This window comes from Micromonospora sp. CNZ296, from assembly GCF_007827635.1.
The window spans coordinates 18642-40371 of record NZ_VISW01000021.1 but is presented as its reverse complement, the minus strand read 5'-3'; the positions used below and the strand labels follow the sequence as shown (position 1 = coordinate 40371).

The 21730-nt window shown below is 74.2% G+C and carries 25 protein-coding genes; 9 read left to right on the top strand and 16 right to left on the bottom strand.

All coding sequences use genetic code 11. From position 1 onward, the window contains the following. Nucleotides 1-81 precede the first annotated feature (81 nt). On the top strand, nucleotides 82-618 hold the full coding sequence (locus FB455_RS27895; protein ID WP_013286183.1) for a GNAT family N-acetyltransferase: 537 nt from the start codon (nucleotides 82-84) through the stop codon (nucleotides 616-618). Between the two features lies 1 nt (nucleotide 619). Here FB455_RS27895 and FB455_RS27890 read toward each other — a convergent pair whose 3' ends face one another. Then, entirely contained in the window at nucleotides 620-1030 is a 411-nt protein-coding gene (locus FB455_RS27890; protein ID WP_030272444.1) for an MmcQ/YjbR family DNA-binding protein, read from the bottom strand. A 166-nt stretch (nucleotides 1031-1196) separates the two neighbouring features. On the opposite strand from FB455_RS27890, the gene FB455_RS27885 reads away from it, so the two are divergent. From FB455_RS27885 to FB455_RS27870, 4 genes are all read left to right on the top strand, one after another. After that, nucleotides 1197-2312, top strand: coding sequence for a WD40/YVTN/BNR-like repeat-containing protein (locus FB455_RS27885; RefSeq protein WP_013286185.1), 1116 nt, complete (start codon nucleotides 1197-1199; stop codon nucleotides 2310-2312). Next, nucleotides 2309-2605 (top strand): MoaD/ThiS family protein, encoded by a 297-nt coding sequence (locus FB455_RS27880; protein WP_013476902.1) that lies wholly within the window; start codon nucleotides 2309-2311, stop codon nucleotides 2603-2605. Before FB455_RS27885 ends, FB455_RS27880 begins: the two co-directional genes overlap by 4 nt. A gap of 102 nt (nucleotides 2606-2707) precedes the next feature. After that, the gene (locus tag FB455_RS27875; protein ID WP_145755340.1) at nucleotides 2708-4621 is read left to right on the top strand and encodes a beta-propeller domain-containing protein; all 1914 of its coding nucleotides are present in this window, start codon (nucleotides 2708-2710) and stop codon (nucleotides 4619-4621) included. Between the two features lie 106 nt (nucleotides 4622-4727). Then, nucleotides 4728-5153, top strand: a complete 426-nt coding sequence (locus tag FB455_RS27870; protein WP_030272441.1) for a hypothetical protein — start codon at nucleotides 4728-4730, stop codon at nucleotides 5151-5153. A 45-nt stretch (nucleotides 5154-5198) separates the two neighbouring features. Here FB455_RS27870 and FB455_RS27865 read toward each other — a convergent pair whose 3' ends face one another. The 9 genes from FB455_RS27865 to FB455_RS27825 form a co-directional block, all read right to left on the bottom strand. Then, on the bottom strand, nucleotides 5199-5813 hold the full coding sequence (locus FB455_RS27865) for a hypothetical protein (RefSeq protein ID WP_030272439.1): 615 nt from the start codon (nucleotides 5811-5813) through the stop codon (nucleotides 5199-5201). After that, complete coding sequence (locus tag FB455_RS27860) at nucleotides 5810-7159, bottom strand: hypothetical protein (protein ID WP_145755339.1); 1350 nt, start codon at nucleotides 7157-7159, stop codon at nucleotides 5810-5812. Before FB455_RS27860 ends, FB455_RS27865 begins: the two co-directional genes overlap by 4 nt. Continuing rightward, nucleotides 7159-7953 carry an ATP-binding cassette domain-containing protein gene (locus FB455_RS27855; RefSeq protein WP_145755338.1) on the bottom strand — a complete coding sequence of 265 codons (795 nt, stop codon included), beginning with the start codon at nucleotides 7951-7953 and terminating at the stop codon, nucleotides 7159-7161. The genes FB455_RS27860 and FB455_RS27855 overlap by 1 nt, the downstream gene beginning before the upstream one ends. A 75-nt stretch (nucleotides 7954-8028) precedes the next feature. After that, nucleotides 8029-8847: a hypothetical protein gene (locus FB455_RS27850; protein WP_091328029.1), complete on the bottom strand. Its 819-nt coding sequence runs from the start codon at nucleotides 8845-8847 to the stop codon at nucleotides 8029-8031. Further along, complete coding sequence (locus tag FB455_RS27845) at nucleotides 8844-9422, bottom strand: RNA polymerase sigma factor (protein WP_145755337.1); 579 nt, start codon at nucleotides 9420-9422, stop codon at nucleotides 8844-8846. The genes FB455_RS27850 and FB455_RS27845 overlap by 4 nt, the downstream gene beginning before the upstream one ends. A 64-nt stretch (nucleotides 9423-9486) precedes the next feature. Continuing rightward, complete coding sequence (locus FB455_RS27840; protein WP_145755336.1) at nucleotides 9487-10653, bottom strand: SGNH/GDSL hydrolase family protein; 1167 nt, start codon at nucleotides 10651-10653, stop codon at nucleotides 9487-9489. 74 nt (nucleotides 10654-10727) lie between these two features. Further along, nucleotides 10728-11567, bottom strand: a complete 840-nt coding sequence (locus tag FB455_RS27835; RefSeq protein ID WP_013286195.1) for a sugar phosphate isomerase/epimerase family protein — start codon at nucleotides 11565-11567, stop codon at nucleotides 10728-10730. Then, entirely contained in the window at nucleotides 11564-12727 is a 1164-nt protein-coding gene (locus FB455_RS27830) for a dihydrodipicolinate synthase family protein (protein WP_145755335.1), read from the bottom strand. The genes FB455_RS27835 and FB455_RS27830 overlap by 4 nt, the downstream gene beginning before the upstream one ends. Next, a complete protein-coding gene (locus FB455_RS27825; RefSeq protein WP_013476892.1) occupies nucleotides 12724-13875 on the bottom strand; it encodes a Gfo/Idh/MocA family protein in 1152 nt (383 codons plus the stop codon). The genes FB455_RS27830 and FB455_RS27825 overlap by 4 nt, the downstream gene beginning before the upstream one ends. A gap of 102 nt (nucleotides 13876-13977) precedes the next feature. Between FB455_RS27825 and FB455_RS27820 the strand changes: the two genes are divergently transcribed. After that, complete coding sequence (locus FB455_RS27820; RefSeq protein ID WP_013286198.1) at nucleotides 13978-14997, top strand: LacI family DNA-binding transcriptional regulator; 1020 nt, start codon at nucleotides 13978-13980, stop codon at nucleotides 14995-14997. A gap of 39 nt (nucleotides 14998-15036) precedes the next feature. Then, nucleotides 15037-15546 carry a pyridoxamine 5'-phosphate oxidase family protein gene (locus FB455_RS27815; protein WP_145755334.1) on the top strand — a complete coding sequence of 170 codons (510 nt, stop codon included), beginning with the start codon at nucleotides 15037-15039 and terminating at the stop codon, nucleotides 15544-15546. Between the two features lie 20 nt (nucleotides 15547-15566). Here the strand turns inward: FB455_RS27815 and FB455_RS27810 are convergent, their stop codons facing one another. Beyond that, complete coding sequence (locus FB455_RS27810) at nucleotides 15567-16187, bottom strand: class I SAM-dependent methyltransferase (RefSeq protein WP_013286200.1); 621 nt, start codon at nucleotides 16185-16187, stop codon at nucleotides 15567-15569. A 73-nt stretch (nucleotides 16188-16260) separates the two neighbouring features. Next, nucleotides 16261-17202 carry a sugar phosphate isomerase/epimerase family protein gene (locus tag FB455_RS27805; protein ID WP_145755333.1) on the bottom strand — a complete coding sequence of 314 codons (942 nt, stop codon included), beginning with the start codon at nucleotides 17200-17202 and terminating at the stop codon, nucleotides 16261-16263. Nucleotides 17203-17349: 147 nt separating this feature from the next. Here FB455_RS27805 and FB455_RS27800 point away from each other — a divergent pair, with 147 nt between their 5' ends. Further along, nucleotides 17350-17763 carry an NUDIX hydrolase gene (locus FB455_RS27800; protein ID WP_013286202.1) on the top strand — a complete coding sequence of 138 codons (414 nt, stop codon included), beginning with the start codon at nucleotides 17350-17352 and terminating at the stop codon, nucleotides 17761-17763. Here FB455_RS27800 and FB455_RS27795 read toward each other — a convergent pair. Then, the gene (locus tag FB455_RS27795) at nucleotides 17760-18650 is read right to left on the bottom strand and encodes an arginase family protein (protein WP_145755332.1); all 891 of its coding nucleotides are present in this window, start codon (nucleotides 18648-18650) and stop codon (nucleotides 17760-17762) included. The two genes, FB455_RS27800 and FB455_RS27795, sit on opposite strands and share 4 nt — an antisense overlap. 37 nt (nucleotides 18651-18687) lie before the next feature. Next, on the bottom strand, nucleotides 18688-19419 hold the full coding sequence (locus FB455_RS27790; protein WP_145755331.1) for a methyltransferase domain-containing protein: 732 nt from the start codon (nucleotides 19417-19419) through the stop codon (nucleotides 18688-18690). A gap of 79 nt (nucleotides 19420-19498) precedes the next feature. On the opposite strand from FB455_RS27790, the gene FB455_RS27785 reads away from it, so the two are divergent. Then, nucleotides 19499-19966 carry a hypothetical protein gene (locus FB455_RS27785; protein ID WP_486481604.1) on the top strand — a complete coding sequence of 156 codons (468 nt, stop codon included), beginning with the start codon at nucleotides 19499-19501 and terminating at the stop codon, nucleotides 19964-19966. 18 nt (nucleotides 19967-19984) lie between these two features. Here FB455_RS27785 and FB455_RS27780 read toward each other — a convergent pair whose 3' ends face one another. Both FB455_RS27780 and FB455_RS27775 read right to left on the bottom strand, forming a co-directional pair. After that, nucleotides 19985-20803: an RNase H family protein gene (locus FB455_RS27780; RefSeq protein ID WP_145755330.1), complete on the bottom strand. Its 819-nt coding sequence runs from the start codon at nucleotides 20801-20803 to the stop codon at nucleotides 19985-19987. 33 nt (nucleotides 20804-20836) lie between these two features. Beyond that, nucleotides 20837-21682 (bottom strand): hypothetical protein, encoded by an 846-nt coding sequence (locus FB455_RS27775; protein WP_145755329.1) that lies wholly within the window; start codon nucleotides 21680-21682, stop codon nucleotides 20837-20839. Nucleotides 21683-21730 lie beyond the last annotated feature (48 nt).

Here is a 21730-nt window from a genome sequence, read left to right as displayed (position 1 = left end):
GCCCGGTGGTCCCGGCCGCCGTCCGGGACACCAGCGTGCGTACGCTGACCAGGTACGCCGCCGCGACCGTGGAGAACCGCCATGACCAGCCCCGCACCCCGTACCGTCCGGGTCGCCCGTCCCGAAGACGTGGCAGCCCTCGTCGACCTGATCGAGTCGGCGTACCGGGGTGAGCGCAGCCGGCAGGGCTGGACCCACGAGGCGGACCTGCTGGCCGGGCAGCGCACCGACCCGGCGATGGTGACCGCCGCGGTCACCGGCCCGGACGGCGTGGTGCTGGTCGCCGAGCAGGACGGCGACCTGGTGGCCTGCTGCCAGCTGGAGCGCCGCGACGACCACGTCTACTTCGGGATGTTCGCTGTCGCGCCCGGCCGGCAGGGCGGCGGCGTGGGCCGGGATCTGCTGGCCGAGGCCGAGCGCTACGCGGCCGAGCAGTGGCACGCCGGTGAGATGCGGATGACCGTGATCGTCCAGCGCGACGACCTGATCGGCTGGTACGAGCGGCGCGGTTACGTCCGCACCGGCGAGCTGAGCCCGTTCCCGTACGGCGACGAGCGGTTCGGCGTGCCGCTGCGGGCGGACCTGGCGTTCGAGACGCTGCGCAAGAAGCTCGGCTGACTCAGCCCGGCCGGTCGACGAGCGCGACCAGTTTCTTCGGGGCCAGCACGCAGTAGCTCTCGGTGAGCAGTTCGGCGACCTCGGTCCAGTCCGTGTCCGCGTCGAGCCGCAGCCCGACCACGTCGGCGGCCCAGTCCGGCTTGAAGAAGTGCGGCCCGGCCGCGAGCAGCCCGGCGATCTCGTCGCCGGGGGAGCGGAACGTCATCACGCAGACCGGCTCGTCGGTCGCCGCGGCCCGTGCGTACGCCGCCTGGTGGCCCGGGTCGACGGTGAGCACGTGGGCGAACGTGCGGCCGCGGACGCGCCACCGGACGCCCACCCAGGCCGCCTCCTCGTAGGTCTCCGGCAGGCCGAGGCAGACCGGCCGCAGGCGGTCGAGGTGCTCGGGCGGGACGTCTCCGGGGCCGGTCATGCGCGCAGGCTAGCCGCACCCCCCGACATTCCGGCCGCACCGGCGTGGCGGCGCCGACGCTGCCCGCCCGACCGGGAAATGTCGTAGCCGGGGAGTACGACAGCGATGAGTTTCGGTGAGCCGCACGGTCATTGCGGGGAGAACCCCTCGGACGAGAGGACGAGACATGAGCGGCGTACGAGTACTGGTCGGCACGCGCAAGGGCGCGTTCATCCTGACCTCGGACGGCAAGCGCGACGACTGGACCGTCGACGGGCCGCACTTCGGCGGCTGGGAGATCTACCACCTGACAGGTTCGCCTGTCGAACCGGACCGGCTGTACGCGTCCCAGTCCGGCGGCTGGTTCGGGCAGCTGATCCAGCGCTCGGACGACGGCGGCCGGACCTGGACGACGGTCGGCAACGACTTCGCCTACAGCGGCGAGGTGGGGCAGCACCTCTGGTACGACGGCACTCCGCGGCCGTGGGAGTTCAAGCGGATCTGGCACCTGGAGCCCTCCCGCCACGACCCCGACACCGTGTACGCGGGCGGCGAGGACGCCGCCCTCTACCTGTCCACCGACGGCGGCCAGAAGTGGTCCGAGCTGACCGCCCTGCGACAGCACCCGACCGGCCCGTCCTGGCAGCCCGGCGCGGGCGGGATGTGCCTGCACACGATCCTGCTCGACCCGGCCGACCGGGACCGGATCTACGTCGCGATCTCGGCGGCGGGCGCGTTCCGCAGCGACGACGCCGGCGCGAGCTGGCTGCCGATCAACAAGGGGCTGCGCTCGGGCGAGATCCCGGACACCGACTCCGAGGTGGGGCACTGCGTGCACCGGCTCGCCCAGCATCCGTCCCGGCCGGACACGCTGTTCATGCAGAAGCACTGGGACGTCATGCGCACCGACGACGCCGGCGCGAACTGGCGGGAGGTCAGCGGCGACCTGCCGACGGACTTCGGCTTCCCGATCGCGGTGCACGCGCACGAGCCGGAGACGGTCTACGTGGTGCCGATCACCAGCGACTCGCTGCACTACCCGCCGGAGGGCAAGCTGCGCGTCTACCGCAGCCGTACCGGCGGTGAGCACTGGGAACCGCTGACCGAAGGGCTGCCGCAGTCGCACTGCTACGTCAACGTGCTGCGCGACGCGATGGCCGTCGACACGCTCGACCCGTGCGGCGTCTACTTCGGCACCACGGGCGGTCAGGTCTACCACTCGGCCGACGGCGGCGACACGTGGGCGCCGATCGTGCGGGACCTGCCGGGCGTGCTCTCGGTCGAGGTCCAGGTGCTGCCGTGATCCGGGTGGTGCTGCCGGCGCACCTGAAGAACCTGGCGCACGTCACCGGCGAGGTCCGCGTCGAGGTGGCCGGGCCGCCCACCCAGCGGGAGGTGCTCGACGCGCTGGAGACCGCGTACCCGATGCTGCTCGGCACGATCCGCGACCGGCACAGCGGGAAGCGCCGGCCGTTCGTCCGCTTCTACGCCTGCGAGCTGGACCTCTCCAACGAGTCCCCGGACGAGCCGTTGCCGGAGGAGGTGGTCGCCGGCAAGGAGCCGTTCATCGTGCTCGGCGCGATGGCGGGCGGTTGAGCGGCACGGCCGGTGGTTGAACGGCACGGCCGGGAACCGTGCTCGTCACCGCCACGTCTGACCGGCATGACCCGTCACGGATCCCGGACGTTTGGATGGACGATGGCCGCCGCGCTGGCTCTCGCCGGCTGCACCGCGTCACCGCCGGCCGCCGACCCGCCGCCCACCGGGCGGGTCGTACCGGCCGGCGGGCTGCGGCTGGTGGCTTTCGACGGCTGCGACGAGGCGCTGCGGCAGCTCCGCACGGCCGCGAAGGCGGCGGTCGGCCCGTGGGGTCTCGGCCCGGACGTACGCATGCAGTTCAGCGCGGAACGGGCGGCGGTCGGCGGCGCCGCCAAGGACGCGGCGTCGGCGTCCACGCCCGACTTCTCCGGCACCAACGTGCACGAGGCCGGCGTGGACGAACCGGACCTGGTCAAGACCGACGGGCGGCGGATCGTCACGGTCAGCCGGGGCGTGCTGTCGGTGGTCGATCCGGCGAGCCGCCGCGTGACCGGCCGGCTGGCGCTCGACCGCGATGCCGAGCGGTTCTCCGGCGACGAGGGGAGCCTGCTGCTACACGGTGACCGGGCGCTCGTGCTGCTGCACGCCGGACGGACCGTCAAGGGCCCCGTACCGGACGGGCAGACGCGCCCGGGCGCGACCCCGCAGGCCCGGCTCGTCCTGGTGGACCTCGCCGGACCGCCCCGGGTGGTGGGGGAGTACCGGATGGACGGTCTCCTGGTCGACGCCCGGCAGTCCGGCGGGACCGCCCGTGTGGTGATCCGGTCCGCGCCCCGGCTCGACTTCCCGTACCCGTCCGGTCGCCGGACCGACGCCCAGCGGATCGCCGCCAACCGGGCGGTCATCGACAAGGCCACGCTCGACGACTGGCTGCCCCGCTACGAGATCCGCGACAGCGTCCGGACCGTCGGCACGGGGCGGGTCGGCTGCGACCGGGTCAACCGTCCGGCCGGATTCTCCGGCGCGTCGATGGTGACGGTGCTCAGCTTCGACCTGGGCGCGGCTGCGCTCGGTGCCGGTGACCCGGTCACCGTGGTCGCCGACGGCGACACCGTCTACAGCAACGGCGCACGCCTCTACGTCGCCAACGACCACCGCTGGCGGATGTGGCGTGGCGGACCGTCCGGGGCACGTGACACCAGCACCGAGATCTACCAGTTCGACACCGCGGCGGGCACGCCACGCTTCGTCGCCGCCGGGTCCGTGCCCGGCTGGCTGATCAACCAGTACGCGCTGTCCGAGTGGGACGGTCACCTCCGGGTGGCGACCACGACGGGTGACACCTGGGGGCGCGGCACGTCATCGCAGTCCGGCGTCTACGTGCTGCGCGCCGACGGTGCCACGCTGAAGCGGGTCGGCGCGGTGACCGGCCTGGGCAAGGGCGAGCGGATCTTCGCGGTGCGGTTCGTCGGCGGCACCGGCTACGTGGTCACGTTCCGGCAGACCGACCCGCTGTACGGCGTGGACCTGCGCGACCCGGCCGCGCCCCGGGTCACCGGCGAGTTGAAGATCAACGGGTACTCGGCGTACCTGCACCCGGCCGGCGACGGCCGCCTGATCGGGGTCGGGCAGGACGCGACGGACCGGGGACGGGTGACGGGCACCCAGGTGTCGCTGTTCGACGTGGCCGACCCGGCCCGTCCGGCGCGCATCGCCCAGCACCACGTCCCGGGCGGCTGGTCCGAGGCGGAGCACGACCCGCACGCGTTCCTGTACTGGGAGCCCGAGCGCCTGGTGGTGCTCCCGGTGCGGCAGCCGGGCGTGGTCACCGACCGCGCCGACGGCACCAGGCGCCCGCCGTCCGGCGGTGTGCTGGCGCTGCGCATCGGCGACAAGGGCTTCACAGTGGCCGGTGCCGTCGACCACCCGGGCGTCCTGGCCGACGGCGGCGAGTGGGCACCGATCCGCCGCTCGCTGATGATCGACGGTGTGCTCTGGACGGTCTCCGACGCCGGTCTCAAGGCGACCACCCTGTCCGGCATGACCACCCTGGACTGGGTGCCGCTGACCTGACAACGACGGAGGAGGAAACCCGCCGCCGGCGGACGGAACCGCCGGCCTGACGTCGACCCGGGGAAAACCCGTCGCGACGGCGGGCGCCGTCCCGGATGATCGGGCCGTGCGCATCCGGCTGCGGCGACTGTGGATCGACGGGCGCGCCTTCACCTGGCGGGCGGAGATCCGCGAGGTACGGGGCGACACGGACTGCCACCGCTGCATCCGGCTCCGGATCTGGGGCGGCGGGAAGACGGGCCAGGCGCTCCAGGCAGATCTGCTGTCGACCACCTGGGGGACGCGCTGGTCGCCCTGTGCCGTCGACGACGCCTACCCGACCTCGGCCGACGTACGCGCCGTCATCGAGTACGCCCTGCGGCACGGATGGCAGCCCGATCGGCGCGGCGGCACGTACCGGCTCGTCGAGCGGGAGCACGCGGCCCGGTTCCGGTTGCCCGGATTCCTGCTCACCGACCGGCTGCGTGGACCGGAGGGCGGTGACCCGACGCGGCGCGTCGTGTCGGCGTGGGCCGCCGCGGACGGCGACTGACCGGACCTCGCCGCGCGCTGTGGGCGCGCGACGAGGTCCGGCACGTCACTGTTCCAGCGCCGCCTCGGCGGCCGCGACCTGCGGTCCCACCCGCAGCGCGTACGCGACGACGCCGCCGAGGAGGAACGTCGTGGCGGTGACCGCGGCGATCCGGTTGCCCGGCTCCTGCGCCATCCACAGCGCGACCTGCCGCCACTCCGGTCCGCCCGGTGCGGCCAGGAAAGCCCCCAGCGCAGCCCAGGCGGTCGGCACCTGCCAGGCGGCCCGCGCGCCGGCGAGCGCGGCCCCGAGTCCGACCAGCCCGGTCAGCCCGGCCGTGTTGCGGGCCAGCACGGACAGCGGCCCGAAGTCGGCGCCGAGCATGCGGGCGGCGGCCAGCAGCCCGACCACCGCCGCCCCGTACGCGAGCAGGTGCCCGGCCCGGCGCGGCGCCCACTGCCACGCGGCGGTCTTCTCCAGCGCCGGGTCGGTGCCGGCGAGCGTCGGCCCGAGCGGTGCCACCGCCATCGCGGTGGTGAGCACGGCGAGGCCGGCGGGCACCTCGGGACGGTCGCTGAAGGCGGACCAGGAGGCGGTCATCACCGCGACGGCGACTGCCGATCCGGCCAGGGCGGCGGGTAGCCGGCGGGACCGCACGTACAGCGGCAGCCAGCGGGTCACGGCGCGGCCCGGCCGGTGAGCGCCGGCATCAGGTCCGGCTCGCACCGCGCGGCCGCGTCCCGCAGCGCGGTGACCCGCCGCAACTGCTCCGGCTCGGGCAGCGCGCGCAGTTGCCGCACCCCGGCCCGGATCTCCTCCTGCTGCTCGTCGGCGTACCGGTATCCGGTCCAGGAGTCCCACAGCCGCACGGTGTCGGTGTCCAGCAGCCAGGCCGCGACGATCGCCGGGGCGATGTCGTCGCCGCTGCGCCCGCAGCCGGACCACCGGGTGCCGCCGCCCATGGCGATGCGCTCGGCCACGTCCGCGGCCCGGCCGGTGTCCGGGTCGACCTCCAGGTGGAACTGCACGGTGCCGGGTGTGGGCTTGGGCCGGTGCCACTGCTCGCTGTCGTTGCTGCCGATGGTGTCCAGCCGCAGTTCCACCGCGCGGGTCGGCGCGTTCGGCAGCTTCGCCAGCGCGTGCAGCCCTCGGCGGGCCTCGGTGGTGACCTCGGGCAGCAGGTGCGCGTTGACGGCGGTGACGCACACCTGCGGCGTGCCGTCGGCGCAGACGTAGCGGCGTGCTTCCGCATCGAGCTGCCAGATGCCGGCGGGGCCCGGTACGCCGATCAGCAGGAGACCCGCCACACCACCGGCGAGGCTCGCCGCCGCGCCGGCCCTGGTCAGCCAGGATCTTCCTGCCGCCAGCAGCAGGCCGGCCAGGACCAGCCCGGCGCCCAGCACGAGGCGGCTCAGCAGCAGCCGGTCGGACAGCGTCTCCCACGGGGTGTCCGGCGGCCAGGAGATCATGAGGGACGCGTTCGTCAGCCGGCTGCCCGTACCGCCGAGCATGGCGGTGCCCTCCTGCGCGACCAGACCGGCGGCGGCCAGCAGCGGCGGCAGCAGCGGTGAGGACCACAGCCGGCCGACCGCCATGCCGATCCAGGCCGCGCCCACCAGCACCAGCACGTCGATCAGGGGCCCGGCGAGTCCGCGTACGCCGAGGTGGGCGCCGCCGGAGGCGACCACCGCCGCGCTGGCGGCGAGCACGAGCAGGTGCGCGGCCGCGACGGCGACGCCGAGCGCTGCCATCGCTGGTAGCGCGCGCTGCCAGCGGGGCCGGCCGGTGCTGTTCATCAGTTCCTCGGCGCGGGTACGCCGGTCCCGGCGGCCCAGCACCGCGCCACCGGCGAGCGCGAGCGGCATCAGGAAGAACACGTCGGAGGCGTGCACGTAGCCCAGCCGCAGCCACTGTCCCTGCCAGAAGCTGTACATGCTGGCGGTGCCGAGGGCGCCGACGGCCAGCAGCAGCACCGCCACGGCCGGCGCGTTGGAGCGGCGCAGTTCGATGCGTACCTGTCGGATCATCAGGCGCTCCGGTGCTGCTTGAGGAGGTGCGAGTAGCCGCGCTCGGCGGCGCTGTCGCCGACGCCGCCGGTCTCGCCGTGGCGGATCAGGTCGGCGGGCAGGCCCTGGAACACGCGGGTGCCGTGGTCCATCAGGATGACGTCGGAGCAGGCCGCCACCACGTCCTCCACCAGGTGGGTGGAGACCAGCACGCAGGCGTCCGCGCCGAGTTCCCGGATCAGCTCACGGAACTCGACCCGCTGTTCCGGGTCCAGGCCGACTGTCGGTTCGTCGAGCAGCAGCAGGTCCGGTTCGTTCACGATCGCCTGGGCGATGCCGGCGCGTCGCAGCATGCCGCCGGACAGCGACTTGAGCTTGGCGTCGGCCCGGTCGGTGAGGCGTACCCGGTCGATGGCCCGCTGGGCCGCGCCCGGCACCGCCGAGGCGGGCATCTCCCGCAGCCAGGCCACGTACTCGACGTACTCCCGGACGGTGAACCGGGGGTAGTAGCCGAACTGCTGCGGCAGGTAGCCGAGCCGGCGGCGCACCGGCCGCAGCTCACGGGACGCGGTGGCGTCCGCGCCGAGCAGCCGCAGCACGCCGTCGTGCGGCTTGACCACTGTGGCGAGCGCACGCATCAGGGTGCTCTTGCCGGCGCCGTTCGGGCCGAGCAGCCCGTGCACGCCGGCACCGAGCGTCAGGCCCAGGTTGTCGACTGCGAGGTGCCGCCCGGCCTTCACCGACAGTCCCACCGCCTCGATCCGCCAGGCGTGCCGGGTCGGCGCCACCTCGTCGGCGCTCACTGCGCGTACCAATGTCGTCTCCTTCTTCGGGCAGGGTCGGTCGCGGCACCGGACGGGCGCCGTGTCGTGGTGGTGCGGTTTTCGGGGTCAGCGCCAGGCGGCGGGCCGCCGCAGGTGTTCGGCGCGCAGCGTGGTCAGGAGGGTGAGCACGGCGGCGGCCGCCGCCCAGGCGGGCATGGTGGCGGGCCGGAGCAGGGCCTCGGTCGCGGCGGCGGCGCGGGCCGCGTCGGCGTCGCCGGTGAACGACACGGCCGCGACCACGGTGAGCCAGCCACCGCCGAGGACGGCGGCGGCCAGCGGCACGCCGACGCGGCTGCCGAGCAGCAGCGTCGCGGCGGTGAACGTCAGGCAGGGCAGCAGCCACAGCGCGGGGTTGCGGCCGACCGCCAGCCCGGCCACCGCGAGCACCGGCGCGACCAGGAGCAGAACCGCGAGGGTACGGCGAAGCAGCAGTTCCAGCCCCGCGCGGGCGGTGCCGGCGACCACCTCCCAGTTCGGGTTGGCGCGGCGGGACCAGGCCACCGCGAGCCCTGCGAGCGGCGCCACAGGTGCCAGCAGCAGCACCGCCGAGGGCTGCTCCGGGTAGTTGCGGTCCAGCAGCACCGCGGCGAGGATCGCCGTGCACGTCATGGCCGCCCACGCCAGCAGCGACCAGTCGGTCCAGCGCAGCCACCACTGTCGCAGCGGGCGCCGGCGCACCGGTCGTGGCCCGGTGCGGGCCTGTTCCAGGATCGCCTCCCGGGCGTCGCCGAGCAGGGCGCGCAGTGGCGGGGCGGCCAGCTCGCCGAGCCGGTCGCGGCACTCGGCGCAACCCTCCAGGTGCACCTCGATCGTCCAGGTGGCGGCGTCGTCGGGGCTGCCCGCCGCGTACGCGGCCAGTGCCGGCGGGGGAACGTGAGCGGTCATGCCAGTGCCTCCCGTAGGGCGTTGCGGGCACGCCGCGCCCGGCTCTTCACGGTGCCCTCGGGCACCCCCAGCAGGACGGAGGTCTCCCGGACGGTCAGCCCGTCCAGGACCATGGCGGCGAGCACCGCCCGCAGTTCCGGGGCCAGCGCGTCCAGCGCGGCGCCCACCTCCGAGCCGAACGACCCGGCGAGCGCCTCGTCCTCGGCGGCCGGCGCGCTGCGGACCGGAAGCACGTCGGTCGGCACCTCCTGCACCCGGGCGCGGCGGCGCAGCGCGTCGACCAGGCGCCGGGCCGCGATCGTCCAGATCCAGCCGGCCGCCGAACCGCCCGGAGCGTCCGGGGAGGGGCGGAGCCCGCTGAACGAGCCGGCGGCCCGCCACACAGTCATGTACGTGTCCTGGAGGACCTCGGCGACGATGCCGTCGTCCGCGCACCGCCGCCGCAGCCGGATCGCGAGCCACGGCGACGTACGCCGGTACAGCTCGTCGAACGCGTCCAGGTCGGCGCGTGCGACCCGCCGCAGCAGCCGCTCCTCGTCCTGTCGACTTCCTCCCACGCTCAGTTGGTCGTTCACGGCACCTCCGACGGATCACGGCGCGGCGTGACCTGGGTCACACCGCGCCGTGAGGGGTCGTCAGTCATTCCGCTGCGGCGAACGGTCCCTTCGGGCCGAACGCCAGCGCGGCGAACCGCTCGCCGATGCGGCGGTCGGCGGCCGGGTCGGGGTGCAGCTCGTCGGGCAGCGGCAGTTCGGCGTAGTCGGCCTCGCCGTACAGCTCCAGCCCGTCGAGGTAGTGCAGGTTCGGGTCCGCGCCGGACCGGGATGCCACGATCCGGGCCAGCTCGGCGCGGATGACGCGCAGCGTGAGCCGGCCGGTGGCCACCTCGGCCGGGTCGCCGGTGGCCCGGAACCGGACCTTCCCGTCGACGAACTCGACCGCGCCCGGGCCGGGCGTGTCCTCCTGGATCGGGCACAGGACCGACGACACGACCAGCAGCGGCGTGTGCGGATGTCCCTCCCGGATGGTGTCCAGGAAGCCGTGCACGGCGGGGCCGAACGCGCGCAGCCGCATCAGGTCGCTGTTCACCACGTTGATGCCGATCTTGACGCTGATCACGTCGGCCGGGGTGTCGCGCATCGCGCGGGCGGTGAACGGGTCGAGCAGCGCGCTGCCGCTGAACCCCAGGTTGACCAGCTCCACGCCGGCGAGCGTGGCGGCCACGGCCGGCCAGGTGCCGGTGGGGCTCTCCGCGTCCGAGCCGTGGCTGATCGAGCTGCCGTGGTGCAGCCACACCCGGCGGCCACCCGTGTCGGCCGGCTCGACCGGCGCGTCCGTGCGCAGCGCCACCAGCTCGGTGATCTCCCGGTGCGGCAGCCAGATCACCACCTCCTTGTCGGTGGCGGGCAGGTCGGTGAAGCGCACCGTGCCGACCGGACCCGGCTCGACGCCGGACGTGCCGGCGGCCAGGTCGATCGTGAGCACCTTGCCGCCGTCGGCGGTGGCCTGACCGGCGAGACGGCCGTCGACGACCAGGTCGTAGCGGCCGTCGGGACGCGGCCCGGTGCCCCGGTAGACCATCTTCGTGGGCAGCACGTCCAGCTCCACGACTGTGGCGCGGGTACGGAACACCAGCCGTACGCCCGACGGCATCGCTTCGGCCATCGTCAGCTGCGGGTCGGTGTTCTGTGCCCGGGCCCACGCGGGCAGCCGGTGCGGCAGCACCCCGTCCGCTGTCTGTTCCAGGTCGAGCGCGCCGCGCAGCAGGTCGGTGGTGATCGGGGTGGTGATGTGCGGGGATGGCATGATCCCGATCCTGCCCCCGGATCCCGGGGGGTGGCCACCTGATTAGTCCGACAGACCGGACTCGTCACGCTGGGTCAGTCGGTGAGCACCCGCTCCACGTAGCGGGCGATCATGGTGGCGAGGACCCGGTCCGGGTCGGTGGCCCACACCTCGGCGTTGAAGATCTCCACCTCGACGTCACCGGTGTACCCGGCGGCCTCCACCGCGTGGCGCAGCGGCGGGAAGTCGATGTGCCCGTCGCCCATCATGCCGCGGCCCAGCAGCACGTCGGCCGGCAGCGGGGTGAGGAAGTCGCAGACCTGGAAGCTCGCGATCCGTGCCCCGGCGCGGGCGATCTGCCGCCACACGTCCGGATCCCACCAGACGTGGAACGTGTCCACCACGACGCCGACCTGCTCGGCCGGGAACGCCTCGGCCAGGTCGAGCGCCTGCCCGAGCGTGGACAGCACCGCCCGGTCGGCGCAGTACATCGGGTGCAGTGGCTCCAGCGCGAGGCGTACCCCCCGCTCGCGGGCGTACGGCGCAAGCTCGGCCAGCGCGTCGGCGACCCGCTGCCGGGCACCCGCCAGGTCGCGGGAGCCGGGTGGCAGGCCGCCGACGACCAGCACCAGGCAGGCGGCGTCCAGCGCGGCGGCCTCGTCGATCGCGCGCCGGTTGTCGGCGAGCGCCTCGACCCGGCCGGCGTCGTCGGCGGCGGTGAGGAACCCGCCCCGGCACAGCGACGACACCCGGAGCCCGGCATTCGCGACGAGCCGCGCGGCGGCCGGTACGCCGATCTCGGCCACCGGCTCGCGCCACAGCCCGATCGCCGGGATGCCGGCGCGTACGCAGCCGTCGACCGCCTCGGCCACCGACCAGCGCTGCGTGGTGCGCTGGTTGAGCGACAGCCGCGCCAGCCGGGCATCGGCGGTCATCCGGGCACGCCCGCGACGTCCAGGTACGCGCGCATCCGCCGCGCCGCCAGGTCCGGGTCGCGCAGCAGCCCGGCGGCGTCGGCCAGCCGGAACGCCTCGACCAGGTGCGGGACGCCGCGCCCGCCGTGCAGGCCGCCGACCATGGTGAAGCCCGGTTGCCGTCCGTTCAGCCAGGACAGGAACGCGATGCCCGTCTTGTAGTACGGCGTGGGCGGGGCGAACAGGTGCCGGGACAGCGGCACCGTCGGGTCGAGAATCGCCCGGAACCCGGCCGGATCGTCCGCGTCGAGCCGTCCCAGCGCGGCCGACGCGGCCGGGGCGATGGCCGCGAACGCTCCGAGCAGCGCGTGGCTGAACCGCTTACCGTCGCCCTCGATCAGCTCCGGGTAGTGGTAGTCGTCGCCGGTGTAGACCTTCACCGCGGGCGGTAGCAGCTCCCGCAGCCGTACCTCCCGGCCGGCGTCCAGCAGCGACACCTTCACCCCGTCGACCAGGTCGGCGTGGGCGTGCACCAGCGCGGCGAACGTGGCGGTGGCCTCGTCCAGGTCGGTCGAGCCCCAGTAGCCGGACAGTGCCGGGTCGAACATGTCGCCGAGCCAGTGCAGCACCACCGGCGTGCCGGCCTCCCGCAGCACCCGTTCGTAGACGCGCAGGTAGTCCTCCGGGCCGGTGGCGAGCGCGGCGAGGTGCCGGCTGGCCATCAGCACCGGCGTGGCGCCGTACTCCTGGACGACGGCGACCTGCTCGGCGTACGCGGCGACCACCTCGTCGAGCGTGCCGGGCACGCCGGTGAGCTGGTCGGTGCCCGCCCCGGCGACGATCCGCCCGCCGCACGCGGCGGCCTCGGCGGCGCTGCGCCGGATCAGCTCGCGGGTGGCCGCCCAGTCCAGCCCCATCCCGCGCTGCGCGGTGTCCATCGCCTCGGCCACACCGAGGCCCCACGACCACAGGTCACGCCGCACCGCGAGCGTCGCGTCCCAGTCCAGCCCCGCCGGGCGGGCGGGGGAGTTGTCGGCGTACGGGTCGGCGACGACGTGCGCGGCCGCGTACGCGATCCGGGTTGCCGGTGGCCCGGACGGCCGTCGCCACGCGGGGGGTTCCCGCAACGTCAGCCGCTCGGTGCCGCCGTCCGGTGCGGGAAGCGTGATGTGCGTGCTCACCGGGGGATCTCCTCGATCGTCACCCGCCGCCCCTCGCGGGCCGAGCGCAGCCCGGCCTCGGCCAGTTGCACGCCCCGGGCGCCGGCGAGGAAGTCCCAGGGGAACGGCTCGCCGTCGACGACGTGGCGCAGGAAGGCCTCCCACTGCACCTTGAACGCGTTGTCGTGCTCGCCGTTGTCCGGCACTGTCTGCCACTGCGCGCGGAACGCCTCGGTGACCGGCAGGTCGGGGTTCCACACCGGCATCGGGGTGGCGCCCCGGTGCTGGATGCGGCAGTCGCGCAGCCCGGCCACGGCGCTGCCGTGCGTGCCGTCGACCTGGAACTCGACCAGTTCGTCCCGGTGCACGCGGACCGCCCAGGAGGAGTTGACCTGCGCGACGATGCCACCGGCCAGCTCGAAGATGCCGTACGCGGCGTCGTCGGCGGTGGCCCGGTAGCGGGTGCCGGTCTCGTCGACGCGCTCGGGGATGTGCGTGGCGGTGACAGCGGTGACGGCGGTGACCGGGGCGATGATCTGCTCCAGCACGTAGTGCCAGTGCGGGAACATGTCCAGCGTGATGCCGCCGCCGTCCTCGGCGCGGTAGTTCCAGCTCGGACGCTGCGCGGCCTGCCAGTCGCCCTCGAAGACCCAGTAGCCGAACTCGCCGCGCACGGACAGGATCCGGCCGAAGAAGCCGCCGTCCACGAGTCGCTTGAGTTTGCGCAGGCCGGGCAGGAACAGCTTGTCCTGCACGACGCCGTTGCGGACGCCCTTGGCGGCGGCGAGCCGGGCCAGCTCCAGCGAGGCGAGGAACCCCTCGGCGAGCGGCTTCTCGGTGTAGACGTGCTTGCCGGCCTCGATCGCCGCCCGGATCGCCTTCTCCCGCTGGGTGGTCACCTGCGCGTCGAAGTAGATCTGGTGGGCGTCGTCGGCGAGGGCCGCGTCCAGGTCGGTCGTGTACGCCGACAGCCCGTGCCGCCCGGCGATCTCGGCGAGCCGGTTCTCGTCGCGGCCCACGAGTGTCAGCTCGGGCCAGATCCGGCTGCCGTCGCGGGCCGGCACGCCGCCCTGTTCGCGGATGGCGAGCAGGGACCGGACGAGGTGCTGCCGGTAGCCCATCCGGCCGGTGACGCCGTTGAGGATGATGCCGACGGACGTGCGTTCCACTGTGCCTCCCGGCGGTGAATGCGCTTTCAGTAAGCGCTTTCAGGGTGCTACCGTAGCCACGCCGGAACACCGGGTCAAGACGTTCCGCAGGGAGACGCATCGATGTCGCACGTGACGCTGGAAGACGTGGCCAGGGCGGCCGACGTCTCACTGGCCACCGCCTCCCGGGCCCTCAACGGCAGGCGCGTCACCCCGCACCTGCACGACCGCGTCCTGGCCGCCGCCGCACGGCTCGCGTACACCCCGAACGCCCACGCCCGCGCGCTCGCCGGCGCGTCCCGGCGCAGCGTCGGCGTGGTCTGCCACGACGTCACCGACCCCTACTTCGCCGCCGTCGCCGGCGGCGTCATGCGCGTCGCCGCCGACAACGACCTGCTGGTCATGCTGGCCAGCACGTTCCGCGACCCGGAACGGGAGATCGCGTACGTGTCGATGCTGCGCGCCGAACGCGCCCCGGCGATCCTGCTCATCGGCTCCGGCTTCGAGGACCCCCGCTGGGAGCGGGCCATGGCCGCCGAGCTGGCGCCCTACCTCGACGGCGGCGGCCGGGTCGCGGTGGTCAGCCGGCACCGCACCCTGAAGGTCGACAGTGTCCTGCCGGAGAACCGGGCCGGCGCCGCCGAGCTCGCCCGCGCGCTGCTCGGCCTGGGGCACCGCCGCTTCGCGGTGCTCTCCGGCCCGCCCGAGCTGACCACAGTCGCCGACCGGCTCGGCGGGTTCCGCGACGAGCTGGCCGCCGCCGGTGTCACGCTCGACCCGGGCGCGGTGGCCGAGGCGGCGTTCACCCGCGACGGCGGCTACCGGGCGATGACCGAGCTGCTCGACCGCGGGCTCGACGCCACCTGCGTCTTCGCGTGCACCGACGTGATGGCCGTCGGCGCGTACGCGGCGTTGCGCGACCGCGGGCTGTCGGTGCCCGGCGACGTCTCGGTCGCCGGTTTCGACGACATCCCTGTCGTGCGTGACCTCACCCCGCCGCTGACCACAGTGGCGCTGCCGCTGCACCGGCTCGGCGAGGAGGCGATGAAGCTGGCCCTGACCGAGAACGCCGGTCGCCGCCGCCGGATCGTGCGCCTGCCCGGCGAGGTCGTGATGCGGGCCAGCACCGCGCCGGTCGCCTGATCCCGGCCGGTAGGGTGCCGTCATGATCGAGGACGCACCGTGCCGCTGACGAACCCCTGGCTGACCGGTGCGACGCCGACGAGGAAGCTGGACCGGGACCGCCTGGAGGAGCGCATCCTCAACCTGCTGTCGTCGCAGAACATGTGCGTGCTCGCCACCGTCGGGCCGGACGGGCCGCTTGCTACGCCGGTGCGCTACTACCCACTCGACTTCACGCTGATGTTCACCGCCGCGCCACGCTCGCCGAAGATGCGCAACATCGCCGCCGATCCGCGGGTGTCGGTCGGCGTCTTCGCGCCGCTGGTCGGCCTGGCCAGCAGCCGTGGCGCGCAGGTGTTCGGCACCGCCCGGGTGCTCGGCCCCGACCACCCCGACCGGGCCCGCCACTGGGCCGCGTTCCGCTGGGAGAACGAGCACGCGGAGCGGGGCCGGTCGCTGTCCGAGCCGCCCGAGGACCCGCTCGTCGTGATCGAGGCCGACCGGATCGTCTACACCGAGCACTGGCTGCGCCGCGAGGGCTACGCCCCACGCCAGCAGTGGCGTCGCTGACGGCGTTCCACCCAGGCGCGCTACGGGCCGGCGGGGGAGCGGGTGGCGTGCAGCAGGTTGCCAGCCAGGCGCAGGTCCGCGCCGCCGACCCTCGCGAGCACGTCGATCCGCTCGGCCGTCACCTGCGTCCAGAGCGGGTCGGGGAAGGCCGCGCGCAGCGTGTCCGCGTCCAGGCCCCAGCCCTCGCCCGCCTCCGGCGACACCGCCAGGACGAACACCGCACCACCGGGCGCGGTCAGGCGCGGCAGCAGCGCCAGGTAGTCGCGTACGGCGGCGCCCCGCCGGTCCAGCGAGTGCAGCAGGCCGGAGTCGAACACCGAGTCGTACGGCACCGGCGGCACCGGGATCGCCGTCGCGTCGCACACCTCGAAGCGCACCGGCAGGCCCGCCGCGGCGGCCTTGGCCCGGGCCTGGTCGATCGCCACCGGTGAGATGTCGACTCCTGTCACGTCGTGGCCGCGGCGGGCCAGCGCGAGCGCCAGCTCACCGGTGCCGCAGCCGACGTCGAGCACGCGCGGGCCGCGTACCCCGGTGTCGAGGACCGCGGCGAGCGCCGGCTGCGGGCCGCCGATCTCCCAGGGCGGGCGCTCGGCGTCGCGATAGAGGCGGTCGTAGTGGACGTCGTCCGGCTCGTCGGTCATCGCGTACCCCCTCGGTCGGCGCGGCCACCCCCGAGCGTGTCACGTCCGGCGGCGATCAGTGCCCCGTCGCGGGTCAGAACCGCAGGCGGCGCAGGTAGCGGTAGCCCACGGCAGCGGTCTGCTGCGGCGTCACGTCGGGGGTGTCGTTCTCCACGATGTACTCCATCACCTGGTGCCCCCGGAAGATCCGCGCGAAGTCGATCATTCCGGTGCCGAGGTCGGCCATGTCGCCGGTGGCCGGGTCGCGGTCCTTGACGTGGTACTGCAACACCCGCTGCGGCGCCGAGCGGATCACGTCGAGCGTGAAGCCCTCCGGGTCGTCGACGCCCTCGCCGGAGTTGATGCCGCCGGTGACCGCCCAGTAGATGTCGATCTCCAGGTGCACCAGGCGCGGGTCGAGTTCCTCGGTCAGCACGTCCCACGGCCGCCTGCCGTTGCCGAAGTCGATGGTGAACTCGTGCGCGTGGTTGTGGTAGCCGTACCGCAGGCCCGCCTTGCGCGCGGCGGCGGCCTCGACGTTCATCTGCTCCGCCCAGCGCTTCCAGTCGTCCTCGCGGTCGGAGTCCAGGTACGGCACCACCATGAACCGCTGGCCCAGCGTCCGGGCGTTCGCAATCTTCTGTTCCAGCGCGGCGGCGTCGGCGGCGATGCCGTCGTGGCTGGAGCTGGCCTTGATGCCGATGCCGTCCAGGAAGCGGCGCAGCTCCCGGGCGGTACGGCCGAAGTAGCCGAGCGCCAGCTCGACCCGCGGGTAGCCGATGCGGGCCAGGTGCGCCAGCGTCGCGTCGTAGCCGGGCGAGCCGTTGAGCGCGTCGCGGACCGTCCAGAGCTGGAGGCTGATCAGTTCCTTCGGCACCGGGCGCCGGCCGTGATGGTGCCCGCCGGCCTGGGCCGCGGTCGCGCCGAGCCCGGTGGCGAGCCCGATCCCGGCGAGCGCCGCCAGGGAGCCGCGCAGCAGGTCGCGCCGGTCCAGCGACTGCCGTAGCGCCGTCTGTCCGTCGAATCCGTAGCACATGGTCGTACTCCTTATCGCCTGTGCGCCGGCGCTACAAAAGCCATGTCGATATGTCTATGGCTTTCGGTGCTTCGAGTCTGACTTTCGATCGGTGTGGCGGAAAGTCGGGGACTGTGCGTCGCCGGTGCCGCGTGGCAGGCTCGGGGCGTGGCCGCATACGACGTCGCTCTCGTCCTGCTCGTCGACCCGACCGGCGCCATCCTCATGCAGCACCGCGACGGCAACGCGCCGGTGTCTCCGTACCAGTGGAGCCTGCCCGGCGGCAGCATCGAGCCCGGCGAGACACCGGAGCAGGCCGCTCGGCGCGAGCTACGCGAGGAGACCGGGCTGACCGCCGGTGAGCTGCACCTGCTGTGGAGCGGCCCCCGCCCGCACGAGGACGGCTTTCCGCACACCGTCACCGTCTACGTCTTCCGCGGCGCCACCGACGCCCGGCAGGAGGACGTGGTGCTCGGCGAGGGACAGGCGATGGTCTTCGTGCCCCGCGACGAGGTGCTCGACCGCGACCTGGCGGTGAGCGCCGCGAAGGTGCTGCCGCTGCACCTCGCGGAGACCGCCTAGCGCCCGGTCAGCCTCCCGGCCAGCACCCCGGCGAACCGGGGGAGCAGCTCGTCGTCGGGCAGATGATCCGGGTTGATCTCGGTGACCGACAACCCGGCGAACCGCGGGCTCGCCACCAGCTCCGCCAGCGTCGCCGCCGCCTCGCCGAGGCTGAGCCCGAACGGCTCCGGCACGTCCGCCAGCGGCGCGTCCACGAAACTCAGCACGTCCACGTCGAAGTGCACCACGAACCGTTCGGCCGCACCCTCGGCCACCGACCGGGCCCGGCGCGCCGCCGCCCGAGCGTCGGCATGCACCTCGTCGGCCGGCACGTACGCAAGCCCCAGCTCGGCCACCAGCTCGCGTTCGTGGTCACCGCGGGGCAGCGAGTCCCCGTACACCACCACCCGCTCCGGCGGCAGCAGCGGCCCCTCCGGCCCGACGCCCGCCACCTCGGGCAGCGTTCCCGGCAGGCCGAGCATGTGCGCCAGCCCCATCGCGTCCAGGTTGCCGTTGGCGCGGGTCTCCGGCGTGTAGAGATCCGGCCCGCCGTCCACGTACACCAGCGCGGGCGACAGCCCGGCCCGCGCGCAACCGGCGACCAGGCCGACAGTCACCGTGCAGTCGCCGCCGAGCACCAGCGGCGCACGCCCCCGGCGCACCGCCGCCGCGACCCGGTCGGCCACCGCCGAGGCGACGGCGGCCACCGCGCCCGCGTTCTGACCCCTGGGGTACGCCGGATCCGGCCGCCACCGGAAGCCCGGCACGTCACCGGCGTCCTCGACGTCGGCGCCCAGCAGATCGAGCAGACCCGCGGCGCGCAGGGCGGCGGGTGCGCGCTCGATGCCCGGGGTGTGGGCACCGGCGCTCGACGGCGCTCCGACAACCGTCCACTGACGAGGGTCCATCGCCCCACCCTAACCTTGCTTGGGCCTGATGCCGGGATCAGCGCAGCACCAGCAGGTCCAGTGCGTCGATCACCGGGCCGCTGTCCGCCTGTGCTGCTTCGTGCAACCGCTGGACGCCGGCGGCGTACTCCGCATCGGTGATGAGCTGAAGCGGCGTGTGCGCCTCCCGGCGCAGGCCGGCCGCCGCCTCCCGCAGCGACGGCGCGGTGACCTGCGGAACCTGCTCGACCGCCGCGGCGGCGAACCCGGCGGCGGCGAAGGCGGCCTCGACGTCGGCGATGCCCGGGTACGTGTCCAGCACGCGGATCGCCTCGGGGAAGTAGTCGAACAGCGTGATCGCCTCGTGCCGTCCCGCGAATGCGGACCGGATCAGCACCGGGGCGCCCGGCCGCAGTACCCGGCGCAGCTCGCGCGCCGCCGCGGCCAGGTCGGATACGTGGTGGATGACCGTGGACAGCCACGCGCCGCCGACGCTCCCGTCGGCCAGCGGGATGTGTCCGGCGTTGCCTGCGACCAGTGGCGCGAACCCACAGCGGGCGCGCATCGCCGCCGACGGCTCGACGGCGACCACCTCGACGCCGGGGAACCAGCCGGTGAACGCGCGCGCCCAGCTGCCGGTCCCGGCGCCCAGGTCGAGCAGTCGCATGCCCGGACGCGGTACGAGGTGCCGGGTGACGGCGGCACGCCAGGCCGTGAGACCGTCGTCGGTGAGGTGCCGGGTCGCGGCGAACGAGTCGGCGTCCGCGTCGTGGTACGCGATGCGGGCCATACGCCACAGCCAACTCCCCGGCGGGCTGCTGAGGCAAGAGACTGTGGCGGATCGGGCTCGGCTTCGGAGAGGGGTAGGGGTGCGGTATCGGATCCACTTCGACGCCGAGCTACCGGCGGATGCCCTGCGCGCGTTCCTGCTGACGGAGTACGGCGTCGCGCCGGAGACCATGTACGTCGGGCGGGTCGAGGACCGGGCCGTCGATGGCCCACGGCCGGTGGCGATGCTCACCCCGCCCGACGGGGACGAGGGCTTCGGCTGGATTCTCACCGGTGACACCGAGCTGGCCGCCGCCACCGGCCACGGCGAGCGCAATCTCGCGGTCACCCTCGCCCGCGCGTTCGGCGTACGGGCGCTCGTCGACGACGGCGGCATCCACCCCGACCGGTGGGTGCTGGTGAGCGCCGACGGCAGCAGCGGCCGGGTGCTGACCGACTCCGACGCCGCCGCCGACGGGGACCTGCGGATCGTGCACGCGCTCGAAGCGATCAGTGGGGAGCCGCAGCTCGCCGTCGTGCCGCCGCCGGAGTGGGCCCGCGACTGGTGACCTGGCCGGGGCGACAGATCAGCGGACGAGGCTCGCGTGCCAGTCCCGCAGGAACGCCTCGGCCAGCGCCCGCGCCCGAGGGCGTACGTCGAAGCTCTCCCCGACGCGGCGCCGGGCCATGTGCGACAGGCCGTCGGCGGCCTCGTTGAGCGCGTGCCCACTGTGCGCCTTGACGTGCTGGAAGGACAGGTCCGGTCGACGGCTCACCTGGTCGGCGAGGCGTACCAGGGTCGGCCGATCGGCCCAGCGGCGCCGGCGCAGGCTGTAACCGGCCGGCATGTCCGCCACCGTGCCGGACTGCCAGCGGTGCAACCACCGCAGCGCGGAGAGGCTGTCCACCAGCACCGTCATCGCCGGTGGCGGGTCGTCGTACGCGGTGAGCAGGAAGTCCACCGCCCGCAACTCGTTGATCAGGACACGGGACGCGCCGGTCGGGTCCAGGCGGCCCGTGCCCCGGCTGCGCAGGCCGTACCGGCCGTCGCTCACCACGTACCCGATGCCGCCGGCACGGCCCTTCCAGCTCGCGTCGGTCGCGGCGACGACCGGTGCGGACGCCGTCGCCCACCGCTGGACCTGCCCACGTCCCCGTTCCGGCTCGGGTTGTGGCCGGCAGTCGGTGCCGTGCTCCTCGGCGAGCCGGGTGGCGTTGTCCAGGAGCTGCCCGGCCGAGGCGAGCTGGTCGTAGTGCGCCGCGGTCAGGGCGAGGGTGACCGCGTCGCCGATGCGCTGGCACTGCGGGCAGGTGGTACGGAAGACGTAGCGGCGCAGCGGCAGCGCGCGGTCGTACAGGGGTGCGGGGAGCAGGCTCAGGGCGTGGCGGAACTCGTCGGGTCGCATGGTGCCTCCTGACGGGCGGGGGAGGGCGGATGGTCAGGCCGGTGCGACGGTCCAGTTGCCGTCGGCGGTGATCTGCACGAGCGCGGGCGTGGTGAGCGGGCGGACGCCGGAGTAGGCGCCGATCTCGTTGACGAGCAGGCCGCCCTCGCCGTCGTCCAGCGAGTACGCGTGCACGACGAAGTTGGACGACCCACGCCGGTGGGTGATCCGCACGGCGGTGGCGTCGCCGCCGAGCAACAGCACGTCGTCACCCTTGCCGGACGCCTTTCCGGTCTCCGACGTGGTGGCCAGCTGCGCGACGGTGCCGATGGTCAGCGTCCACGAGCCGCTGGCCTCGATCTCGAACTGCGTGGTCAGCGAGCCGTCCTCCAGGTTGATCCACCGCTTGCCGGTGTAGGAGCCGATCTCGTTGACGAGCAACCCGTCGCCGTCGCTGGTGAGGACGGTGTTGCTGCTGCACCGGCAGGTGAACTTGACGACCGCGAGGTCGGTCAGGTCGGGGATGCGCACCACGTCGTCGCCGCGTCCCTTGACGACCTTCGGCTTCGGGGTGGGCGACGGCGCGGGCGCCTCGGTGGTGGCCGGCGCGGCAGAGGTGGGCGCGGCGGTGGTCGGGGCCGCCGTGGTCGGCGCGGCGGACGGGGACGCCGAGGTGGGGGCGGTGCTGCGCTGAGCCGCCGTGACGGCGGTGACCGGCTGCGGCTCGTCGTCCTCGGTGAGCGCGCCGGCCAGGACGACGCCGCTGATCGCGAGCGCCAGCACGACGCCGCCGGCGACGAGGGGACGCGCGCCTGCGGGGCGGTTCGCTGCGGCGGGCGGGTTCGGCGTCGTCGCGTCGCCGGTCTGCTCGGCCGGCGCGGGCTGGGTCGGGTCGGACATTGCGGTTCCTCTCGGTTGGGGGTGCGGGACGGGATTAGCCCCGTCCCG